The sequence below is a fragment of the Chryseobacterium sp. Marseille-Q3244 genome (assembly GCF_940807095.1).
In the GTDB taxonomy this organism is placed as follows: Bacteria; Bacteroidota; Bacteroidia; order Flavobacteriales; family Weeksellaceae; genus Chryseobacterium.
In genome coordinates this window covers 22478-44193 of the sequence record NZ_CALNWX010000006.1, presented here as the reverse complement: position 1 = coordinate 44193, position 21716 = coordinate 22478, and the positions used below count along the sequence as shown (strand labels likewise).

Annotated in this window: 17 protein-coding genes; all 17 read right to left on the bottom strand. The window is 37.2% G+C overall.

Annotation, left to right across the window (positions count from 1 at the left end):
• Positions 1-20: 20 nt before the first annotated feature.
• Positions 21-857, bottom strand: a complete 837-nt coding sequence (locus NBX25_RS12230; protein ID WP_250253807.1) for a GNAT family N-acetyltransferase — start codon at positions 855-857, stop codon at positions 21-23.
• Between the two features lie 30 nt (positions 858-887).
• Entirely contained in the window at positions 888-1283 is a 396-nt protein-coding gene (locus tag NBX25_RS12225; RefSeq protein ID WP_250253806.1) for a cytidine deaminase family protein, read from the bottom strand.
• An 11-nt stretch (positions 1284-1294) separates the two neighbouring features.
• Positions 1295-1897 carry a GrpB family protein gene (locus NBX25_RS12220; protein WP_250253805.1) on the bottom strand — a complete coding sequence of 201 codons (603 nt, stop codon included), beginning with the start codon at positions 1895-1897 and terminating at the stop codon, positions 1295-1297.
• 138 nt (positions 1898-2035) lie between these two features.
• Positions 2036-2782, bottom strand: coding sequence for a T9SS type A sorting domain-containing protein (locus NBX25_RS12215; RefSeq protein ID WP_250253804.1), 747 nt, complete (start codon positions 2780-2782; stop codon positions 2036-2038).
• Between the two features lie 3 nt (positions 2783-2785).
• Positions 2786-3310: an ankyrin repeat domain-containing protein gene (locus NBX25_RS12210; RefSeq protein ID WP_250253803.1), complete on the bottom strand. Its 525-nt coding sequence runs from the start codon at positions 3308-3310 to the stop codon at positions 2786-2788.
• Entirely contained in the window at positions 3307-3849 is a 543-nt protein-coding gene (locus NBX25_RS12205) for a YceI family protein (protein ID WP_250253802.1), read from the bottom strand. Before NBX25_RS12205 ends, NBX25_RS12210 begins: the two co-directional genes overlap by 4 nt.
• 11 nt (positions 3850-3860) lie before the next feature.
• Positions 3861-4208 (bottom strand): hypothetical protein, encoded by a 348-nt coding sequence (locus NBX25_RS12200; protein WP_250253801.1) that lies wholly within the window; start codon positions 4206-4208, stop codon positions 3861-3863.
• A gap of 1 nt (position 4209) precedes the next feature.
• On the bottom strand, positions 4210-5052 hold the full coding sequence (locus NBX25_RS12195; RefSeq protein ID WP_250253800.1) for a DUF5777 family beta-barrel protein: 843 nt from the start codon (positions 5050-5052) through the stop codon (positions 4210-4212).
• Positions 5053-5178: 126 nt separating this feature from the next.
• Positions 5179-5826 (bottom strand): Crp/Fnr family transcriptional regulator, encoded by a 648-nt coding sequence (locus tag NBX25_RS12190; RefSeq protein WP_123909970.1) that lies wholly within the window; start codon positions 5824-5826, stop codon positions 5179-5181.
• A gap of 215 nt (positions 5827-6041) precedes the next feature.
• Positions 6042-6347, bottom strand: coding sequence for a DUF3467 domain-containing protein (locus tag NBX25_RS12185; protein ID WP_027375539.1), 306 nt, complete (start codon positions 6345-6347; stop codon positions 6042-6044).
• 87 nt (positions 6348-6434) lie between these two features.
• Positions 6435-10700, bottom strand: a complete 4266-nt coding sequence (gene rpoC / locus NBX25_RS12180; protein ID WP_123909969.1) for a DNA-directed RNA polymerase subunit beta' — start codon at positions 10698-10700, stop codon at positions 6435-6437.
• A 122-nt stretch (positions 10701-10822) separates the two neighbouring features.
• Positions 10823-14644, bottom strand: a complete 3822-nt coding sequence (gene rpoB / locus NBX25_RS12175) for a DNA-directed RNA polymerase subunit beta (RefSeq protein ID WP_123909968.1) — start codon at positions 14642-14644, stop codon at positions 10823-10825.
• A 426-nt stretch (positions 14645-15070) separates the two neighbouring features.
• Entirely contained in the window at positions 15071-15604 is a 534-nt protein-coding gene (locus NBX25_RS12170) for a phage tail-like protein (protein ID WP_250253799.1), read from the bottom strand.
• A 13-nt stretch (positions 15605-15617) separates the two neighbouring features.
• Positions 15618-16856 (bottom strand): phage tail-like protein, encoded by a 1239-nt coding sequence (locus NBX25_RS12165; protein ID WP_250253798.1) that lies wholly within the window; start codon positions 16854-16856, stop codon positions 15618-15620.
• Positions 16857-17046: 190 nt separating this feature from the next.
• Complete coding sequence (locus tag NBX25_RS12160; protein WP_250253797.1) at positions 17047-19647, bottom strand: T9SS type A sorting domain-containing protein; 2601 nt, start codon at positions 19645-19647, stop codon at positions 17047-17049.
• 35 nt (positions 19648-19682) lie between these two features.
• Positions 19683-20837 carry a phage tail-like protein gene (locus NBX25_RS12155; RefSeq protein WP_250253796.1) on the bottom strand — a complete coding sequence of 385 codons (1155 nt, stop codon included), beginning with the start codon at positions 20835-20837 and terminating at the stop codon, positions 19683-19685.
• A 130-nt stretch (positions 20838-20967) separates the two neighbouring features.
• Positions 20968-21456 carry a hypothetical protein gene (locus NBX25_RS12150; RefSeq protein WP_250253795.1) on the bottom strand — a complete coding sequence of 163 codons (489 nt, stop codon included), beginning with the start codon at positions 21454-21456 and terminating at the stop codon, positions 20968-20970.
• Positions 21457-21716 lie beyond the last annotated feature (260 nt).

Here is a 21716-nt window from a genome sequence, read left to right as displayed (position 1 = left end):
AATATCAATGGAAACGTTGGTTAAATACTCCGTTTCATTTCAAATTGTGATAACCAGTTTTGAAGGCCTATTTTTTTATCAAGAAATGCACCTGCTTCTTTAGAAGTATCATCCACATTATTAATCGCAATTGGCTGTCCGTCAGCAATAGCTGTAAAAAGCCCGGAACCTATTCCTTGTTTTCTATAGTTTTTATGTACCGCAACCTGAAGCACTCTTCTCGTATCAGGATTGTAAACAATGTACCCAACCAACTTTTCATCTGAATAGGCTCCTAAAGTTTTATAAGTATCCGGCATAGGATTCAAGACATAAACCGATCCCTGCCATGAAGGTTCAATATCCCAGAAGGAACGGAGATTATCCCACTGAAATGTATGCATATCTTTTATTGTTATATGGGAATTTCCGATTCCAGAATTGATATTTCCTTTAAAACAAAGCAATTTTCTAACTACTGTAAAGCCCAAGTTTTCATAAGCCCTAATAGCTCCTGAGTTTCCTTCAATCACTTCAAGCAGTAATACATTTGCTTGTCTTTCTTTTAAAACAGGAATGATAAAATCATACATTTTTCTTACCAGCCCTTGACCTCTGTTTCCAGGTACAACTCCTGTCCCGCCGTTATATATAATCTTCTGTCCATTCTCTAATTTTTCGGACTGAAGAATGAAGCTTACTAATTTTCCATCTTCAAAGGCACCTACTGAAATAGTCAAATCTAATTTTTCAGCAGCTATTTTAGAGGTAAGCATTTCCTTTGTAAGGTGAAAAGGAACAACATAGTCTGAAAAAGACAGGTTGAATACTCCTAAAAGCTCTTCTACATCTATATTGGCTAAGGTTTTGAACTCCATGATCTTCATTTTTTATTATTTAATCTATAATTACCAGTCTCTGTCAAGATCTTCTTTCCAGTCATAAGGCATCAGTTCTTTCAAGGATACAAAAACTCCGTTTTTCACTTCCACCACAGCATTAAGGTTTTCTTTGGACAACTGGCTCATCAATTCTCTGCAGCGTCCACAAGGTGGAACTGCATTTCCATCATTCCCCACCGCCACTACTGCTTTGATATGATACTCCCCATTCTTTAACATTTCAGCTACAGCACTATGTTCAGCACAAAAACCCATAGAACATGCGGTATCAATACTGATTCCTGTATATACATTTCCATCTGCAGTTTCTATAGCGGCAGCAACGCCTCCATATTCTATAAAGTCATTCAGCATTTTTGATTTTGCAAACTGGCTGGCTATCTCCTTTAAGTCTTTTCTCATTGGGTAAAGTATTAAAGTTTCTGATTATTTAAATACCATTGAACAGCATTTTTCTCTTCTCTTTTGATAAACGGATCTTTTCCTTTATTATAATCATTACCGTCAAACCAATCCATTGTGCTGAGTTCTTCTTTTAATTGCTGATATTCCTCTCTTACTTCGGGATGGGTACGAAGATAATCGCGGAATGCAATATGGCGAAGCCAATGTTCTGATGAAACAGGAATGGTATGAATATGAGCTAAACGAAGGTTGTGGTCGTGAAGTTTTTCTGGAATTTCATCTTCTGGATAAATAATTTCCGGAAATCCCAAGTTCTGAGGTTTATCCGTTAGCTTAATGAAAAAACGGCGATACGGCATATCTTCATTATACTTTTGGTAATAGATGTAATCTTTTCCCTGTAATAAAGGAGGAACTTTATCGAGTTCTGATTCATCTTTCACTCCAATCATAATGTCTATAATGGGTTTTGCTGATAAACCTTTTACAGAGGTGCTCCCGATATGTTCTATGCTGGGATTTAAGAAGCCTATACTTTCTTTCAGTTCGTTTTTAATGGATTCAAACTGATTTTTCCAGCATGGATTGTATTTTTCAAAACTAACTTTCATGGGCATCCGCTTACTATACAAATATATAAAAAAACAAGCAGGAAACCCTTGAATAAAGCCAACAAGCCCGCTCCAATCATAAAAAACAATACCTCCGAAAAATCAGAGGTATTATTAAAAATATTTGGATGTGTTTTTTTATTCTTTGATTAACTTTTCGTAGGACAGGGTTCCCTCTTTCAGTTTGATTTCAAAATAATAAATTCCCGGTTTAAGATCTTCAACACTTATATTTTCTCCATCCGGTTTTACAGATTTCATTTTTCTCCCTGTTGCATCATAAATCTCAAGAGAGCTTATCTTGTCAACATTTTTGAAATTCACAGTTGTCTTTGCCGGATTAGGATAAAGGGAAACTTTATTTTTTTCAGCAGCAGCAATTTCATTTGTTGATAAAGTGCTGGAAGCCATTGTTAAAGTGGCATAGTCTCTTCCTACATCATGATACCCTAAAGTATTACCGGTTTTACGTGCATAAAAGATATTGATTGTTCCTGCCGCATTCGCAATGGCAAAATCACCGGCTCCTCCGGAAAGACTTCTTGTTGCCACAATAGTTCTTGTACTTCCGGATACTGTATTAGAGGTTTCCGTCCAATCCTGACTAGGATCTGCATTTGGTGTTGTCTTCCCTATAAATGTATAATCTCTGTTAGCAGAAGCATTATAGATAAATCCATCAGCCCCTGAGGCCATTCCTACAGTTCCAAACCCGATTCCAAGCATGGAATTACTATCCCCGGTTAACGTAAGGGTTACCCCCGTGGGGGTTGTATCTAATTTTATCGTCATACCCGTAACCGGCAGGGTTACCGTTCCTGACGAAAACTGCGCCCATGTAAAATTCGCGATGAGCAATCCTAGTGTAAGTAAAGTTTTTTTCATGCGTCATTTTTTTAAGATGTTAATAATTTCTTCTTTATGCGTTTGTAAGGCATATTCAAAAGGGGTCATTCCCATTGAATCTTTTATTGATTTATCGGCTTTATATTGAAGCAAGAGTTCAATGAGTTCTTTATTTCCGAATTTTACAGCCCAAAATAATGGTGTAGACCCCGTATCATCAGCAATATTAGGATCTGCATTTTTCTTCAGTAAATCTTCAGCCAGCTTTCTGTTGTATTTTACAGAAAGACCTGCCAGGGCTGTTCCTTCTTTGCTTTTATAGTTTACATCCTTTACATGGTGTATTAAAAATTCAGCCACTTCTACATTTCCTCTGTAGCAAGCCAGAATAAGAGGGGAAAAACCATTTTCATTGGTTTGATTGATGACATCAGGATTCTGTTTCATTAGGTCTTTTACCTCCGCTACGGTTCCGCTTCTGGCAATATCAAATATTGATTTTGCTTTTTCCTGGGCCAACAATAAAGATCCCAGAAATAGACTTATTGTTATAATCAGGCTTCTCATTTTATCAGTGTATAGGTATATTCAACATTTACATTTTCAGCAATTTTTTTAGTAACCATCTTAGGTATGGTTACTTTATAATCTGCTGGTTTTGCCATAAAGCTTCCTTGCATGTAAATTTTACCATCCTTTGTATACATTGAAGCGGCAGAGGTTATGGCTTTATCTACTCCATGGAAATTTAAGGTTCCCTGAACGGTATATTTCTGTGGGCTGGTTGTTAACTTTGACTTGTCAAAGCCTACAATTTTTCCTTTAAATGTTGTTTTAGGATATTTGGCAGATTCAGCATAACTTTCATTGAAATGTTCTTCCATTAATTTGGTTTTAAAATGAAAGTTTTTAACAACAGAAACAGATGCCATTTCCCCGGTATCGGCATTAAGAATAACCAGATTATTGTCATCCTGGGCATAGATATCATCAAAAAGGGGTACTGATGCTTCAAATGTTAGTTTACCGGTTTTGGAACTGTATTTCTGGGCAGAAATATAACCTGCAAACAATAGAAATACGCTTAATAGTGTTAATTTTTTCATATCAAATCTTTTTAGTTTTCAGTTAACCCATCAGATTTCCATTTGATGAACATATTAATTTGAGTTGCAGATAGTGAACCTCCTTTAGGCATTTTCAGCGGATCACCATTTGCCCTTTGAATGCGGTCTAAAATCCCGTCTATATTATTTTTCACCTGGTCATAAGTGACTAAAGGTTTAAAACTTCCTGCAGAATGACAGCCAATGCAGTTGTTATCCATAATCGGCTTTATATCTGTTGTATATTTCACTGGCAATATGATGGGTGTATTTTCTGAAATTTCTTCATAGGTTCTGCTTTCACAGGCAATAGTGATTGCTGCAAATGATAGAGCGAGCAGGTATATTACTTTTTTCATATTAAAAAACTCTATAAAGGTTAAACCCAAAGAAAATGTGTCCTTTTCCCCAATTTCCGGATGCATTGGTAAGATATCCGATATCTGAATTGATCTGGGAATTTGTAAATAAAAGCTGGAAAATATGTCCCCCGGTTTCTATATCCAGCCCTAAAGACAGTGGATTCTTATAGAAACTGTGATTGTCGAAATTCACAAAATATTCTGCATTTACAGAAACTCTTTTTGAAATTTTATAACGTCCACCCAAACCTGCTAAAAATTGGTTTTTATCTTCAATAGTTGGCTCATAAAGATTTTTATGTACATATGAAGGTGTAAATTGTAATGAAAGTTTATCACTAAACCTTCTGGAAATCAAAGCTTGTGTAAGGTAAGATAATCTATCACTAAATCGAAGATATGGATAAGTGTCTTTATCAAGGGCTGTATTGGCGCCCATTACGTGGTAGCCTACAATATCTACCGGAAAGTTCTCATTTTGTCTTACCAATCTATACTTTATGGCTCCTTCAAAGGTTTTCATATTGGTTTCACGGGACAAGCTTAAGGAGATGCCATCTGTAAGCCCATAAATAACGCCCAATTTAGTAGAGGCATTATCCAGCCCGAAAAAATCTTTAAATCCGGCACTTACATCCCCGAACCGGTGTGCGACCACCATATACCATTCTTTTTTGGCAGCAAGTTTAGTAGATTGCCCGGTCACAATCTGCAAGGCTTTAAAAGCAGGTTGTGAGGTATCCGTATTGGTTTTGATAGTATCGATATCTTTTAGCAGATCTTCCTGTGCAAAAGCAAAGACTGATGAAAGCATCGACAAAAATAAGAGAGCTTTTGTCATACTACAATTTGTATTAAATTATGATATAACAAATCTATCGTGTTATCAATTCAAATATATGTGATAAAAGTCACCAAGGGCATAGTTTTTATCAATCAAAGCTAAAAACATTTATAACAATATAAATTAGAACAATCTAACATTTTCATTTACAGCGACTTTTATTCCTTCTCTTGTTTGTAAAATATCTCCATCACTTTCAATTTTTTTCAAAACCCTGCTTACAACTTCCCTGGAAGTTCCAAGATTATTAGCAATCTCTCTGTGTGTAATTTTTATAGGATTGTTTCCTGTAATGGAAATTTGTTGCTTGATATAATTAAGAACTCTTTTATCCAGGCGGTGAAAAACGGCATCATTGACCATATTCATGACTTCGGAAAATCGTCTGTCATATTCATGATAAAACAATTTGTTAATCTCTGGAAATTTCAGCAGCCAACTATGCATGATGGAAACTGGAATTAATAATGCTTCAGAATCCTCTTCCGCTACAGCGTATACCCTACTTATGTAGTCTGTAAAAATAGATGAGAAAGTCATCAGACAGCTATCACTTTCTTTAATATAATAATAGATCAGCTCCCTTCCGTCATTGAGTGTAAAAACTTTGATAGACCCTTTTACTAAAAAGGGTACATATTTATTTTTTTGTCCCTCTCTTACTATTTCGGTTTTAGACTTTATTTCTGTTACAATAGCATGCCTCTGAAGCTCATCCACAAAGTCATTTCCCAAAAAACCGAATTTTTGAATAATAAATTGATTGCTCATATCCTTTTCTGTCAATATTTTATAACAAATATAAAAAATAGGGCAATTAATCCATCATTAAAATAAAATTTTACGATTATCAATAAACAAACAACACGAAAAAGGCTAATAACATAAATATTTTACTATGAAATAATTCACAGTATTAATAATATGTAACAAAAAAAATACCCTGGCAAAAACCAGGGTATTCTTATTTTATTGTAAGAAAAATCTTAAGCTTGTACGTTGTTTCCTCCTAATACGAAAGGCTCAACTTCTTTGATTTCTCCAAACTGCTGCTCGTAGTTAGCAATGTTCTGTTGAAGAGCGCTTAATACTCTTTTAGCGTGAAGTGGAGCAAGAATTACTCTTGATCTTACTTTAGCTTGCTGAACACCTGGCATCAACTGAATAAAGTCTACTACAAATTCAGATGGAGAGTGGTTTACTAAAGCTAAGTTAGCATAGATACCAGCAGCTACCATTTCGTTTAATTCGATGTTGATGTTTCCGTCTTGTGGATTTTGATTGTTGTCCATTGTTATAAATTATGTTTTTAAAATTCGAAATTTGAGATTGTGAAAATATAAAAATAATTTCAAATCCCAAATTTCAAATCATTAATTTTAGTTAAGGTCTTCGAATTCTTTCTTAGAACCTACAATAACATTCTGATACTCTTTAAGACCTGTACCTGCAGGAATTCTGTGTCCTACAATTACATTTTCTTTAAGACCGTTAAGATCATCTATCTTACCAGCAACTGCCGCTTCGTTAAGTACTTTAGTTGTTTCCTGGAACGATGCTGCAGACATGAACGATTTCGTTTGAAGTGCTGCTCTTGTAATACCTTGTAGTACAGGAGTTGCCGTAGCAGGAAGAGCTTCTCTTACTTCTACTAAACTTTGATCTTCACGTCTCAACTTAGAGTTCTCATCTCTCAATTCTCTTGCAGTAATCATCTGACCTGGTTGGAATTCTTTAGAATCACCAGCATCAACTACTACTTTAAGACCGAATACTCTGTTGTTTTCTTCCAAGAAGTCATACTTGTGCTCAAGAGCTCCTTCCAGGAATTGAGTATCACCTCCATCTACGATAGATACTTTTGTCATCATCTGTCTTACGATGATTTCGAAGTGCTTGTCGTCGATTTTTACCCCCTGTAGACGGTAAACTTCCTGAATCTCATTTACTAAGTATTCCTGAACAGCTGTTGGACCTTTAATTCTTAAGATATCGTCTGGAGTGATTGAACCGTCAGAAAGTGGCGAACCAGCTCTCACGAAGTCATTCTCCTGTACTAAGATCTGGTTAGATAATTTAACTAAGTAAATTTTTCTTTCTCCAGTTTTAGCTTCAACGATCAATTCTCGGTTACCTCTCTTAATTTTTCCGTAAGAAACTACCCCGTCGATTTCAGTAACAACCGCTGGGTTTGAAGGGTTTCTTGCTTCGAATAATTCGGTAACTCTCGGAAGACCTCCGGTGATATCCCCTGCTTTTGCAGATTTTCTTGGGATCTTGATTAAGACTTTACCAGCCTTAATTTTTTCACCATCGTTTACCATTAAGTGGGCTCCTACCGGTAAGTTGTAAGCTTTTTGCTCAACACCTTTAGAGTCTACCACCTTCAGGGTAGGTACGGCTTTCTTATTTCTAGATTCAGAGATTACTTTCTCTTCGAATCCTGTCTGTTCGTCAATTTCAAGTTGGAATGAAATACCCTGGATGATATCCTCGTATTCTACCTTACCTGAAGTTTCAGCAATGATAACCGCGTTATACGGATCCCATCTACAGATCATATCACCTTTCTTCACTTTATCACCTGGTTTAACAGATAATATAGATCCGTAAGGTACGTTAGCTACCATTAATGGAGTTCTAGACTCATTATCAGCAACTAATCTGAATTCTGTTGAACGAGAAACTACAACCTCAGCTGTATTACCGTTTTCATCTTCAGAAGTAATTGTTCTTACTTCGTCCATTTCTACGATACCATCTCTTCTTGCAACAATAGATGGGTTTTCTGATACGTTACCTGCAGTACCCCCTTGGTGGAAGGTTCTCAACGTAAGCTGAGTACCTGGTTCCCCAATTGACTGTGCTGCAATTACACCTACCGCTTCACCCATGTGAATTACTTTACCTGTTGCTAAGTTTCTACCGTAACATTTCGCACAGATACCTTTTTTAGCTTCACAAGTAAGTGGAGAACGTACTTCAACAGCTTCTAAACCTGCTTCTTCAATTCTCTTAGCTAATTCTTCAATGATTACCTGATCTGCACTAGCAATTAGCTCATCAGACTCAGGGTCATAAATATTATGAAGAGATACTCTACCTAAGATTCTTTCAGAGATTCTTTCAACGATCTCATCATTTTTCTTCAATGCAGTAACTTCTGTACCTCTTAAAGTTCCACAGTCGTCTTCTGTAACGATAACGTCCTGTGCAACGTCTACTAGTCTTCTCGTTAAGTAACCCGCATCGGCAGTCTTAAGTGCGGTATCCGCAAGACCCTTACGAGCACCGTGGGTAGAGATAAAGTATTCCAAGATGGAAAGACCTTCCTTAAAGTTAGCAAGGATCGGGTTTTCGATGATCTCCGCACCGGTAGAACCAGCTTTTTGCGGTTTCGCCATCAAACCTCTCATCCCTGATAACTGACGGATCTGTTCCTTAGAACCCCTCGCCCCAGAGTCAAGCATCATATATACAGAGTTGAAACCACCTTGGTCAGTTTTCATTCTGCTCATGATCATTTCAGTTAATCCAGCGTTGGTATTAGTCCAAACGTCGATTACCTGGTTATAACGTTCTGTATCAGTAATTAGACCCATGTTATAGTTAGCTCTAATTTCGTCTACAGTTTCAATTGAAGTAGCAATCATCTGCTTTTTCTCCACAGGTACTACGATATCTCCTAGAGAGAACGACAGACCTCCTTTGAATGCATTTGAATATCCTAGATCTTTCATTGCATCCAAGAACTTCACTGTAGTAGGGAAATCTGTATCAGCAAGGATCTTACCGATAACGTTTCTCAATGATTTCTTAGTCAAAAGTTCATTGATATATCCTACCTGCTTAGGTACAATTTGGTTGAATAAGATTCTACCTACAGAAGTTTCGATCAATCTTGTTACGATTACACCATCTTCTTTAACTGGTAGTCTACATCTTACCTTAGCATTTAATGAAACTCTACCTTCTGCATAAGCGATTTCCGCTTCTTCAGGAGAATAGAAAGCAAGACCTTCTCCTTTTACTTTCATATCTTCTGTAGAGCTTAATTCTTTAGTCATGAAATAAAGACCAAGAACCATGTCCTGAGAAGGTACTGTAATTGGAGAACCGTTTGCAGGGTTCAAGATGTTCTGAGAACCTAACATCAATAACTGAGCTTCAAGGATCGCTTCTGGTCCTAACGGTAAGTGTACCGCCATCTGGTCACCATCGAAATCGGCATTGAAGGCCGTAGTTACTAACGGGTGTAGTTGGATAGCTTTACCTTCGATCATCTTAGGTTGGAAAGCCTGAATACCCAATCTGTGAAGCGTAGGTGCCCTGTTCAATAGTACCGGGTGACCTTTCATCACGTTTTCAAGGATATCATAAACTACTGGTTCTTTTCTATCGATAATTCTCTTCGCAGATTTTACTGTTTTTACAATTCCTCTCTCGATTAGTTTTCTAATGATGAATGGTTTGTAAAGTTCAGCTGCCATATCTTTAGGAATACCACATTCGTGAAGCTGTAAGTTTGGACCTACAACAATTACCGAACGCGCAGAGTAGTCTACCCTTTTCCCTAGTAAGTTCTGACGGAAACGACCTTGCTTACCTTTCAATGAATCAGAAAGTGATTTCAATGGTCTGTTTGATTCAGATTTTACAGCTGACGATTTTCTTGTGTTATCGAATAATGAATCTACTGATTCCTGAAGCATACGCTTCTCGTTTCTCAAGATTACTTCAGGAGCTTTGATCTCCAATAATCTCTTCAAACGGTTATTTCTGATGATAACTCTTCTATAAAGGTCATTTAAGTCAGAAGTTGCGAAACGTCCTCCATCCAATGGAACCAATGGTCTTAGTTCTGGTGGGATAACAGGAAGCACACGCATAATCATCCACTCTGGTCTGTTGATCATTCTTGTATTAGCACCTCTTAATGCTTCTACAACGTTCAATCTCTTAAGAGCTTCAGTTCTTCTTTGCTTAGATCCTTCATTGTGAGCTTTATGTCTCAAGTCGAAAGACAATGCATCAAGATCAATTCTTTTTAATAATTCCTCAACAGCTTCAGCACCCATTTTAGCGATGAATTTGTTTGGATCAGAATCGTCAAGATATTGGTTTTCTACAGGAAGAGTTTCCATGATATCAAGATACTCTTCTTCTGTAAGGAATTCCATGTTCTCAAAATCAGAACCGTCTAATTTCTTAGCAATACCTTGCTGAATCACTACATATCTTTCGTAGTAGATGATCATATCTAATTTCTTAGAAGGAATTCCAAGAAGGTATCCGATTTTGTTTGGTAATGAACGGAAATACCAAATGTGTGCAATTGGAACTACAAGGTTGATGTGCCCGATTCTCTCTCTTCTTACTTTTTTCTCAGTAACTTCTACTCCACAACGGTCACAAACGATCCCTTTGTAACGAATTCTCTTGTATTTACCACAAGCACATTCGTAATCCTTTACAGGACCAAAGATTTTCTCACAGAATAGCCCGTCTCTTTCAGGCTTGTGAGTTCTGTAGTTAATAGTTTCCGGCTTTAAAACCTCCCCTCTTGAGTCTTGTAAAATAGACTCCGGTGAAGCTAAACCGATGGTTATTTTATTAAATCTACTTGATTTATTTTTATTTGACATAATTTTTTTTAGATTTTAGATTTCAGATTTCAGATTTCAGAGGAAATCATCATTCCAAATTCAAGGATTATAAAATTCTTAGAGTGTCATAGTCTGACATCTTGTGTCTGACATCTGATATCTTACTCCTCCAATCTTACGTCTAATCCAAGACCTTGTAACTCGTGAAGTAATACGTTGAATGATTCTGGAATACCTGGTTCAGGCATAGATTCACCTTTTGCAATTGCTTCATAAGTTTTTGCTCTACCAATCACGTCATCCGACTTCACTGTCAAGATCTCTCTCAAGATGTTAGATGCACCGAATGCTTCAAGTGCCCAAACCTCCATCTCTCCGAATCTCTGACCACCGAACTGAGCTTTACCTCCTAACGGCTGCTGAGTAATCAATGAGTAAGGACCAATAGAACGTGCGTGCATCTTATCATCAACCATGTGTCCTAGTTTCAGCATGTAGATAACACCCACGGTAGCTGCCTGTGTAAATCTTTCTCCGGTACCACCATCATAAAGGTGAGTGTGACCGAATTTAGGAAGACCTGCTTTCTCAGTATACTCAGTAATCTGATCAAGACTAGCTCCATCAAAGATTGGCGTAGCGAACTTCATACCTAACTTCTGACCAGCCCATCCAAGAACTGTTTCATAAATCTGTCCGATGTTCATACGAGAAGGTACCCCTAGTGGATTCAATACGATATCTACTGGTGTTCCGTCTTCCAGGAATGGCATATCTTCTTCACGAACGATTCTTGATACGATACCTTTGTTACCGTGACGTCCTGCCATCTTATCCCCTACATTCAGTTTACGTTTCTTAGCGATGTAAACTTTAGCTAACTTCATGATCCCTGCTGGAAGCTCATCTCCGATTGAAATTGCAAATTTCTCACGGTTTTTAACCCCTTGGATGTCGTTATATTTGATTTTGTAATTGTGAATCAATTGTTTGATCAATTCATTCTTGTCTGCGTCTACTGTCCAGTCTGAACCGCTAACATTTACATAATCTTCAACTGAAGTTAATAACTTGTGAGTAAACTTCACCCCTTTACCGATAATCTCTTCATCAAGGTCATTTTGTACCCCTTGAGAGGTTTTACCGCTTACCAGTGTATTTAATTTTTCAATTAAAGTGTTTCTCAACTCGTCAAACTTAGCCTTGTAAGTGTTTTCAATCTCTTCAAGTTTAAGTTTTTCTTCAGTTCTTTTCTTTTTGTCTTTAATGTTTCTAGAGAACAATTTCTTGTTGATAACAACTCCTCTTAATGAAGAGTCAGCTTTTAATGATGCATCTTTTACATCACCAGCTTTATCACCGAAGATTGCTCTAAGAAGTTTTTCTTCAGGAGTCGGGTCAGATTCACCTTTTGGAGTAATTTTACCAATCATGATATCTCCAGGCTTCACTTCAGCACCGATTCTGATCATACCGTTCTCATCAAGGTCTTTAGTAGCTTCTTCAGATACGTTTGGAATATCAGCCGTAAGTTCTTCCATACCTAATTTAGTATCACGAACTTCCAGTGAATATTCATCTACGTGGATTGAAGTAAACCAGTCTTCACGTACAACTTTCTCGTTGATTACGATCGCATCCTCGAAGTTATACCCTTTCCAAGGCATGAACGCTACCACTAAGTTTCTACCAAGAGCTAATTCTCCTTTTTCAGTAGCATAACCGTCGCAAAGTACTTGTCCTTTTTCCACTACATCACCTACTCTTACGTTTGGTCTTAGGGTAATCGTTGTACTCTGGTTAGTTTTTCTAAACTTAGTAAGTTTATATGTTTTAGTAGCAGACTCGAATTGTACTAAATCTTCGTCTTCGCTTCTTTCATATTTAATAACGATTCTGTCAGCATCTACGTACTCTACAGTACCTGTACCTTCAGCGTTAATTAAGATTCTAGAGTCTCTTGCAACTTGTTGCTCAAGCCCTGTACCTACAACTGGAGCCTGTGGCTTCAATAGAGGAACGGCCTGACGCATCATGTTAGATCCCATCAATGCACGGTTCGCATCATCATGCTCCAAGAATGGAATTAATGAAGCGGAAATACCAGAAATCTGGTTAGGTGCAACGTCGATAAGGTTAACCTGAGCTGGTTCAACTACCGGGTAGTCACCATCTAATCTTGCAATAATTCTGTCTGTTAAGAAATCACCATTATCACTTAATTCAACGTTTGCCTGAGCAATTACTTTGTCTTCTTCGTCTTCTGCATTTAGGTAAATAGGATCTGCGTTAAGATTAATCTTACCATCTTCTACTTTTCTATATGGAGTTTCGATGAAACCAAGGTTGTTGATTTTTGCATAAATACCTAAAGATGAAATCAAACCGATGTTTGGTCCTTCCGGAGTTTCAATCGGACAAATTCTTCCGTAGTGAGTATGGTGAACGTCACGAACCTCGAAACCTGCTCTTTCTCTTGATAAACCACCAGGCCCTAGTGCAGATAATCTTCTCTTGTGAGTGATCTCTGATAGAGGGTTGGTTTGGTCCATGAACTGAGATAGCTGGTTGGTACCGAAGAATGAGTTAATTACAGAGGTTAAAGTCTTAGCATTAACAAGGTCAAGTGGAGTAAAGATTTCGTTATCTCTAACGTTCATTCTCTCCTTGATTGTTCTTGCAATTCTTGAAAGACCTACTCCGAACTGTCCTGCTAATTGCTCACCAACAGTTTTAATCCTTCTGTTTGATAAGTGGTCGATATCATCAACCTCAGCTTTAGAGTTCACAAGCTCGATCAAGTGTCTTACGATTGCAATGATATCTTCTTTTGTAAGAACCTCAGTTGTAGTTGGGATATTAAGACCTAATTTTTTGTTTAGTCTGTAACGTCCTACTTCACCTAATGAATATCTCTGCTCAGAGAAGAATAATTTTTCAATGATTCCTCTTGCAGTTTCCTCATCTGGTGGATCTGCGTTTCTTAACTGACGATAGATGTACTCTACTGCTTCTTTCTCAGAGTTCGTAGGGTCTTTTTGTAATGTATTCTGGATGATAGAGAATTCATTGCTGTTTTCTTTGTGAATCAGGATAGATTTCACCCCAGCATCCAAGATAAGATCTAAGTGTTCTTTTTCAAGGATAGTCTCTCTATCTAAGATGATTTCGTTTCTTTCGATAGAAACTACTTCACCTGTATCTTCGTCTACGAAATCTTCGAACCATGTGTTCAATACTCTCGCAGCCAATGTTCTCCCTTCTACTTTTTTAAGGGCAGCTTTAGAAACTTTCACCTCTTCAGCAAGGTCGAAGATCTGAAGGATATCCTTATCAGATTCGTAACCGATAGCTCTTAATAAAGTTGTTAATGGTAACTTTTTCTTACGGTCGATATATGCGTACATTACGCTGTTGATATCTGTTGTAAATTCCATCCAAGATCCTTTGAAAGGAATAATTCTTGAATAGTAAAGTTTGGTTCCGTTAGCGTGGTAAGTTTGTCCGAAGAATACACCCGGAGATCTGTGTAACTGAGTTACGATTACACGCTCTGCTCCATTGATAATGAATGAACCAGAAGGAGTCATGTAAGGAACCGGACCTAAATATACATCCTGAACCACTGTTTGGAAATCTTCGTGTTCCGGGTCAGTACAGTACAGTTTAAGTCTTGCTTTTAGAGGAACTGAATAAGTAAGTCCTCTTTCCACACACTCATCGATTGAATAACGTGGAGAATCTACCAGATAGTCTAGGAATTCTAATACGAATTGGTTTCTTGAATCCGTAATTGGGAAATTCTCTTGGAAAGTCTTGTAAAGAGCTTCTGTCTTTCTGGCTTCAGGAAGTGTATCAAGCTGGAAAAATTCTCTGAAAGACTCGATTTGGATATCCAAGAAGTCTGGAGTTACAATTTTTCCTTTCGCTGATGAGAAATTAATTCTCGGATTTCCTTGAGTTGTTGATTTTGTTTTACTCATAAAACTTTTAAGAAAGGGTTAAAAAATATTTTGATTCATTTAAAAATATCAGGACAGAAAAAGGGTAAAAGGCAATAAAAAAAAGAAAAAGTAAAGAAAATTTTGGCGCAATTATCGGCCTTTATTCTTCATTCTATGCTCTTTAAGTCTTTGATCTGATCCTAACTGCAACACTGGTATATCTTTTCACAGCGTAATGCAAAATATTTTTCTTACTTTTGAGACGGTATTACCGCAATATTTATAAACACGAAATCCCTTTCATGTTCTACACAATGAAAGAGTTGATTTTCAGTATTTTATAAATTTACAAACAATTTTTCGCGCCAAAAGAGGGGCAAAGATACAAAAAATCATTCATAATAACAAATAAAAACCACTTCATTTTGAAGTGGTTAAATATTTATATAATCTTTTTAGGATGTGTTATTGTTTCCAGAAAGTCCAGACATTTCCATTGAAGACTGCCAAGAGCTTAGTTACCGTATCGTAAACCATCATACCTGGTGCAGGATTGACAATGGTAAGCTGGGGATTGGCAACTTTAGGGAGAACCATAGCCTTGTTGGTGTCTTCTAAAACCAATACTCCAACAGTCGATGTCAATGTTCCAATAGCAACTTTGGCAGTAGAACTTTCGGTTGCAGAATTCTGAATAACAGCCCCGTCAATGCTTGTAAGGGGATCAACAGTAGTTCCTGATGTATTTACGGAAAGATCTTTCCATCCTGATGCATATTTCACCTTTACTTTTTTATCTGCGAGATCATATGTCATTGTTCCGTTAACAGCTCCCGTGACAGAGGCTACATTTGTAACCCAAGGTAAAATAACCCCTCTGTTACCTGCTCCAAAATCAAGAGATACAGATGGAGAAGCTACAGAGGTTTTACCAATAGCTACCTGCGCACTTGTGGATAAAGAAAATAAAAGGAACCCAATTAATATTATATTTTTCATTATTTTAAATTTATTAGTTAACATCTACACATGTTTGTGTATTAAAACATTTCCATCCTGCGGGGGTACCATCAATATTTATTTGAAGACAATCTGAAGTAACATTGTATACCATCATCCCCTCCACAAGATTGGCAGCAGGAATTGCTGAAATTTGCGCTGTAGTAAGTCTGTTCGGTACAAAACCTTTTGTTTTAGCTTCAAGTGCTATCCATCCTCCTTTTCTCACCATTGGCCAGTTACCACCATTTGTACCAGCTCTATTCAAAGCGGTAATTCCCTGATTTGTATTCAGAGCAGTCCCGGATGTTACTGATGGTTTATAACAAAGACAAGCATTCACCGCTGCATCTTGAGAAGAACCTATTCCTTGTCCCTGATCACCACCTATATCAGCTGCCCCGCCTGCATTGACAAGCTGTGGTACTCCCTGAGCATCTACTGCCCCTAGTATAACTCCCGATGAATTAATTTGAGAAAGTTTTACGTTTTCGTCTCCCTCAATAGAATCAAAACAGCCATCATTGTCTGAGTCCAGGTCTTGATAATTAGGAATTCCATCACCGTCTGTATCTAAGATATAAGCAGGAATAGATACATCATCAAGCTGCCAGTCATCTAAAGCCAACGTAGCCCTGAAAATCAGATCAGCTGTTCCCGGAGAACTGTACGGAATATTAATCGTAAAAGTACGCGTGGTATACCCGGTATTATTAGCTGTTGTAAAAGCCACAAAATTAGATGTTGCACCATTTGCCAATGTTATTGTAACATTATTAGTAGTGGTATTTCTTGTGGTACCGTTATTTATTGTTGCATACAGAGTGTTATTCAGAAGAATCTGCAGAGTTCCTGTGGAGCCTGCTGCATTACTACCGTCCTGTGCCCCTAATGTCATGGTCAGCGCAACAATTCCATCTGTCCGGTTAAGATTATTGATAGTCTGCTTCAAATCTATATTAGAAACATTATTATCAGTAATACTCACATTTCCCCCAGCACTGTTATATACCCAGCTTGATGCCAGCACCCACGGAGCAGAAACACTGGTAAAAGAGCCGTTAACAACAGTATTAGACGGGGGACTTTCAAGAAGATCAGGAATACCATCATTATCGTCATCCAAATCAACAGAGTTAATAATCCCATCACCATCTAAGTCCTGATTAGGATTATACTGAGCCCTGACTGTACAGTAGCCAGATACCATAAAGAACAAAATAATTGTTTTTACTAATTGTGTGTTTTTCATAATAATTTATTAACAACGGCAACATTACAAAAAAAGCAATAATTAAAATAATTTTAAGTGTTAATATTCATTATAAGATGATATATTCTACATCAAAAAAAGAGTCTGAATTTTATTCAGACTCTTCTGTTTCTCTATTACTCAATCTTTATATTCAGTTGTAAGAGAGTACTTTACATCTTTCTTATGATTATTTCACGATTACCTTATAAGATTTTATCGTTGATTTGGTTTCTATGTTAATGATATAAATTCCCGTAGGCAATGAACCAGTATCAACACCTGTACGTGCTGAGAATTTACCAGACTTCACAGCCTTTCCTTCTGCAGAGAATAATGTATAAGTTCCTTCCTCAGCTGCTGTAATCATAAGATTTTCTCCAGCTTTGATAGGATTAGGATAGATTTTCACATCATTTGCTGCCTCTCTTATTTCTGAAGTTCCCCCCATTTTTGCAGAATTATTCAATCCATTTTTAAGCAATGAAGCATACGGTGAAAGTGGAGAATTCGGAGCTCCTCTTTTCACAAGATCAGTATCTACTACTGCCTGAATACCATCTTTATCACTATCATTGATTGTAGAAATAAATCCTCCACCTAATGTATCAAGATTTCCCTTGCCTATTTGATACAGATCAAAGTCTGAACCGTTAGAAGTGATATCAAGGAAGTCAGGAAGATTATCCCCATCGGTATTTCTAATCGGATATTTTAAAGTACCGGAATCAGGATACGTTTCCAAGATATCTGCTAACCCGTTTTTACCTACTTGAACACCACTATCAATAATACCATTATGGTCTGCATCGATCTGGTTAATCACTGAAACCGGAATACCTGATTCAAAAAGATCTAAAATTCCATCGTTATCAGAGTCCAAATCACGGTAATTTGGAATAGAATCGCCCAATATAGGAGTAATTAAGAGATCTCCTTCCAAGTCATCGTCTTCAAATTTTCCATTTTTATCAAAGTCTTCCATAGAATCTGGAATACCATCATTATCAGAATCAAAATCACACGCATCTACAATTCCGTCTCCATCCGTATCCAATGTAGGCGATTTATCATTCACCACTGTACATCCTTCTGCACAATCCGGAATACCATTACCGTTATTATCAATACTGTCATCTCCTCCAGGGCAACGATCGAAACAGTTTGGAACCCCATCATTATCATCATCTTTGCTGGCAAATGCGTTATAGATGTAATAGTTTTGAGGAATACGAACAGCAGTACCACTATTGAAGGTAATTTTCATTCTGTTAAAAGGTTTCGTAGCCTTTCCTCCTACATAAAATTTATTGGAGTTTGTTGTAAAGAAATTTCCGCTGATAAGACTTCCTGAGCTGGTAAAAGTATCTGTTACAGAGTTTCCATTATACAATGTTACACTAATATTTTCAAGAACGCTTACCCCAAGAAGATTTCCTGCTTTTTCCACAGTAAACCCCGCCATCGTATTAGCAGGAAGCATACTATTACTGCTTACGGTAGCAAATGCGGAGAAAATACTGAAGATAGAGGCAGCCGGAACAGTTGCCGTTGCGTAATTGGATGGATTATTATCTACAATGGCTTCCGGATTTGTCATTTTAGCTAAAATAAGACCAAGAAATCCAGGTCCTGATGTCCAGCTTGATCCTGTTACTAAATTTCCAGGTACCGCTGAACCGCTGGTCTGAATTTTATCATCACATTCACAAGAGACCGGCTCTTCAAAAGCATAATACACTTTAAGTGCTCCCAGGTTAAATCCTACCGTCTGGGTAATCTTCAATCTTACTTCATTGAAAGGCTTAGTGGTTGTTAAAGTTATTTTTTGTTTCCCTGAACCATATCCAAAAACTTTAATATTAATCAATCCTCCACCGTCTGAAAGTTGTTTAGAATCTTGCAGCTGTCCAAATAAGTAAGTTTCAATCGTAATATTCTTTAAAAACTCAGCACTTAACAATTTCCCCTGATCGTCAGGCTCAATTACAAACCCAGTTCTGTTCCCTGCAGGATATACTTGATTTTTATCTAATACTCCTACCGAATAAGATCCTAATAATCCTATAGGAAGAACTATTTTCCCGAAGGAGTTTTTATTTCCATCACCGATATTCTCTTTATTCTGAACGTAAGAAAGCGGAGCAAGAAAACTGCTGCTTCCGGACACATTACCATCCACACCACTTCCTGCAATGATATCATCACAAATCCCATTGTTATCTACCGGTACTCTGGCAGGATCGAATGCAAATGCATAATACACGTTCATTGCACTGAATACGGAAAGAACATTGGTTTGATACAATCTCACTTCATCAAATTCCTTAGAAGTCTTAAAATGCAAGAATATTCTGTTTTTGCTTCCACCAAATGCAGGCACTGATAAAAGCGTACTGCTTGTTGTGGTTTCCTGAAGAACTCCATTTTTATATGTACTAATTCTTAATGAACTTAAAAGATCAATTGTAATAAAGCTTGTTCCAAGATCCACATTAAATCCGGTAATATATCCTGCCGGATAAGTGGTATTCTTATTTTTTACAGAGATTCCGTTTCCACTTATTAAAGAAGCGAAGTTCCCCATACTCACACTATTGTCCAGGCTGGCATCCACCACCGGATTCATGCTTCCGTTGTAACATGCCAAACAAATCCCGGAATTGTTTACCGGTTTTGCTTCCACTCCCATTCCACGGATCGGTTCATACCCTTGCTGTGCAAATACTACCGCAGACATCATCAATGTCATAAGCATTGCAGCTAGTTTCTCGAATAATTTTTTGGTCATTTTGTATTGTTTTATAAAGTTTGTGTTTTTCTCTATTAAAGGGTCTGCCATGTAAAAACACTGGCACCGGTCTGCTTACATCCAACAAAGCTCCCTACTGATAATGATACTTCGTATATAATAGTTCCAGCATTGGAGGCATCACAGGTGGGTCTCGTATTTGCTTTAATTTGTATTGCTTTACTCACTTCCAGATCTGCAAAGTTTACCGAACTGGGAATCATGTTGATTCCTACATCAGTAGTTGCTGCGTTGTTCTCATTAAAAAAGACCTGCGTTCCGTTTGTATATACTGTTTGTCCTGAATTAGCAGTTCCGGAAAACCCTACTACAAATGCTTTGCCTCCTACGGCCGAACTTGCTGAGCCCACAGCAAAGCTATTGGGATCTACTGTATTTCCGCTACCTATAGCAATTCCACCTTTGTTGTTATGTAGATTCCCTAGCGTAAGTCCTGTTGCTCCACTCACTGTGTTCGAATTTCCAAATACAAAATGATTGGCCCCAGTTGCCGTATTGGAATTCCCAATAATTTTTGCACCACTGGTAGCCGAGTTATTGGCCCCGATAGCTACTGCTGGAAAATTAGCATTGATTGCAGTAGCTGTATTATTTCTTCCGATAGCAACATTGGAAGATGTTGAATTGGTTGTATTATTTGATCCCCAGGAAAAAGCGGCATAGGAGCCTGTTGCATCATTAGAGTTGCCTCCTTGCAATGTTCCGTTTATATCAAGTATTGCTTTGACATTTTTTTGAGTGGCCAATACAAGATTCTGTCCATCACTTGTTCCCAAATAATTTCCGGTAGAAATATCTGTTCCTAACGTTGAGGAAGTTGCTACTGTACCACCGTTACCTACAGTACGCCAGTCTCCATTTAAATTTCCCCATTTTGTTCCGTCAAAACAATAGTAACCTGGAGCTATGACATTTACAGTTTGCCCGGTAGGAGCTGTTTCGGCAGAAGTTACATATACTATTGCTCCGGTTTGAGCAGCCGTATAATTTTTAGCTTTCAGCTGTACTCCTGTAAGTCTTGGAGCAATAACTCCATCAAGTTTATTAGTATTTGATGGAAAGCCCACCACATCAAGACTAGCCTGAGGCTGGTCGATGTTAATCCCAACCTGTGCAGATATGGAAAATCCGACAGATAAAAGTGCTAGAGTGAATAATTTGTTTTTCATTCTTAGTTTATATTTGTTGTTTTTTGTGCTTATTTTATAGAAAGGCCAATCCAATAACCGGTTTCAATTAAATATGTAAATGAAACGAGTGAAAAGACCATCAGGAATCTGAAAAAGTGAGAAATATTATTTAAAGGTCGGTATTCAGTTTATCCGGGATTTTAATGATAAACTTAAAACCATCAATCAGTTTGACAGAGTTAATATAAAAGTTCTTTATGTGTTCTACTATACTTAATCCTTCTGTGTGAACAGCAGCATTAAATATTCTCCATTTATACTCAACAGAAATGGACTTTAAATTCTTTATAGGTAAAAGAAAAAAATTCCGGTCATTGACCATTGGAAGATTACTTTGTAAAGAGTGTTCTAAAAATATAGGTTGAGAATCAGCATTGATCTTTACATGAAGAGGTCTGCATTTCACAGAACTCAAAGGCTCCTGTGAAAAAGCATCATATAAGTGTGGATAAAGTTCAGTATCTTTTTTATCTGTACAGTGCAGCAACTCAGACATACCCATTGTAGCAGATATGATTCTTGCGTTTAATTTTCCTATAGTCAACAGGAGCAGAAGAAATGCTATTTGACCATAGGAAAGAATATAATTTCTATCCAAGTTGTTGTGTTTTTTATTAGTACAAATATAATACTTTTTCAAATAAAATAACATTTTAACGATAAAAATACACTAAAAAGAACAATACATAAAATTAAGACAAAATATTATGTTAATTATTAGTAAATCATCAACTATAATAAAATATAATAAAATACCCTGTAAAAATATTCAAATACACTTAGGAATAAAATGTAGAATTTATGGAGCATATTACAACAAAAGCCTGAGCAAATTGCTCAGGCTTCTTATATTTATAA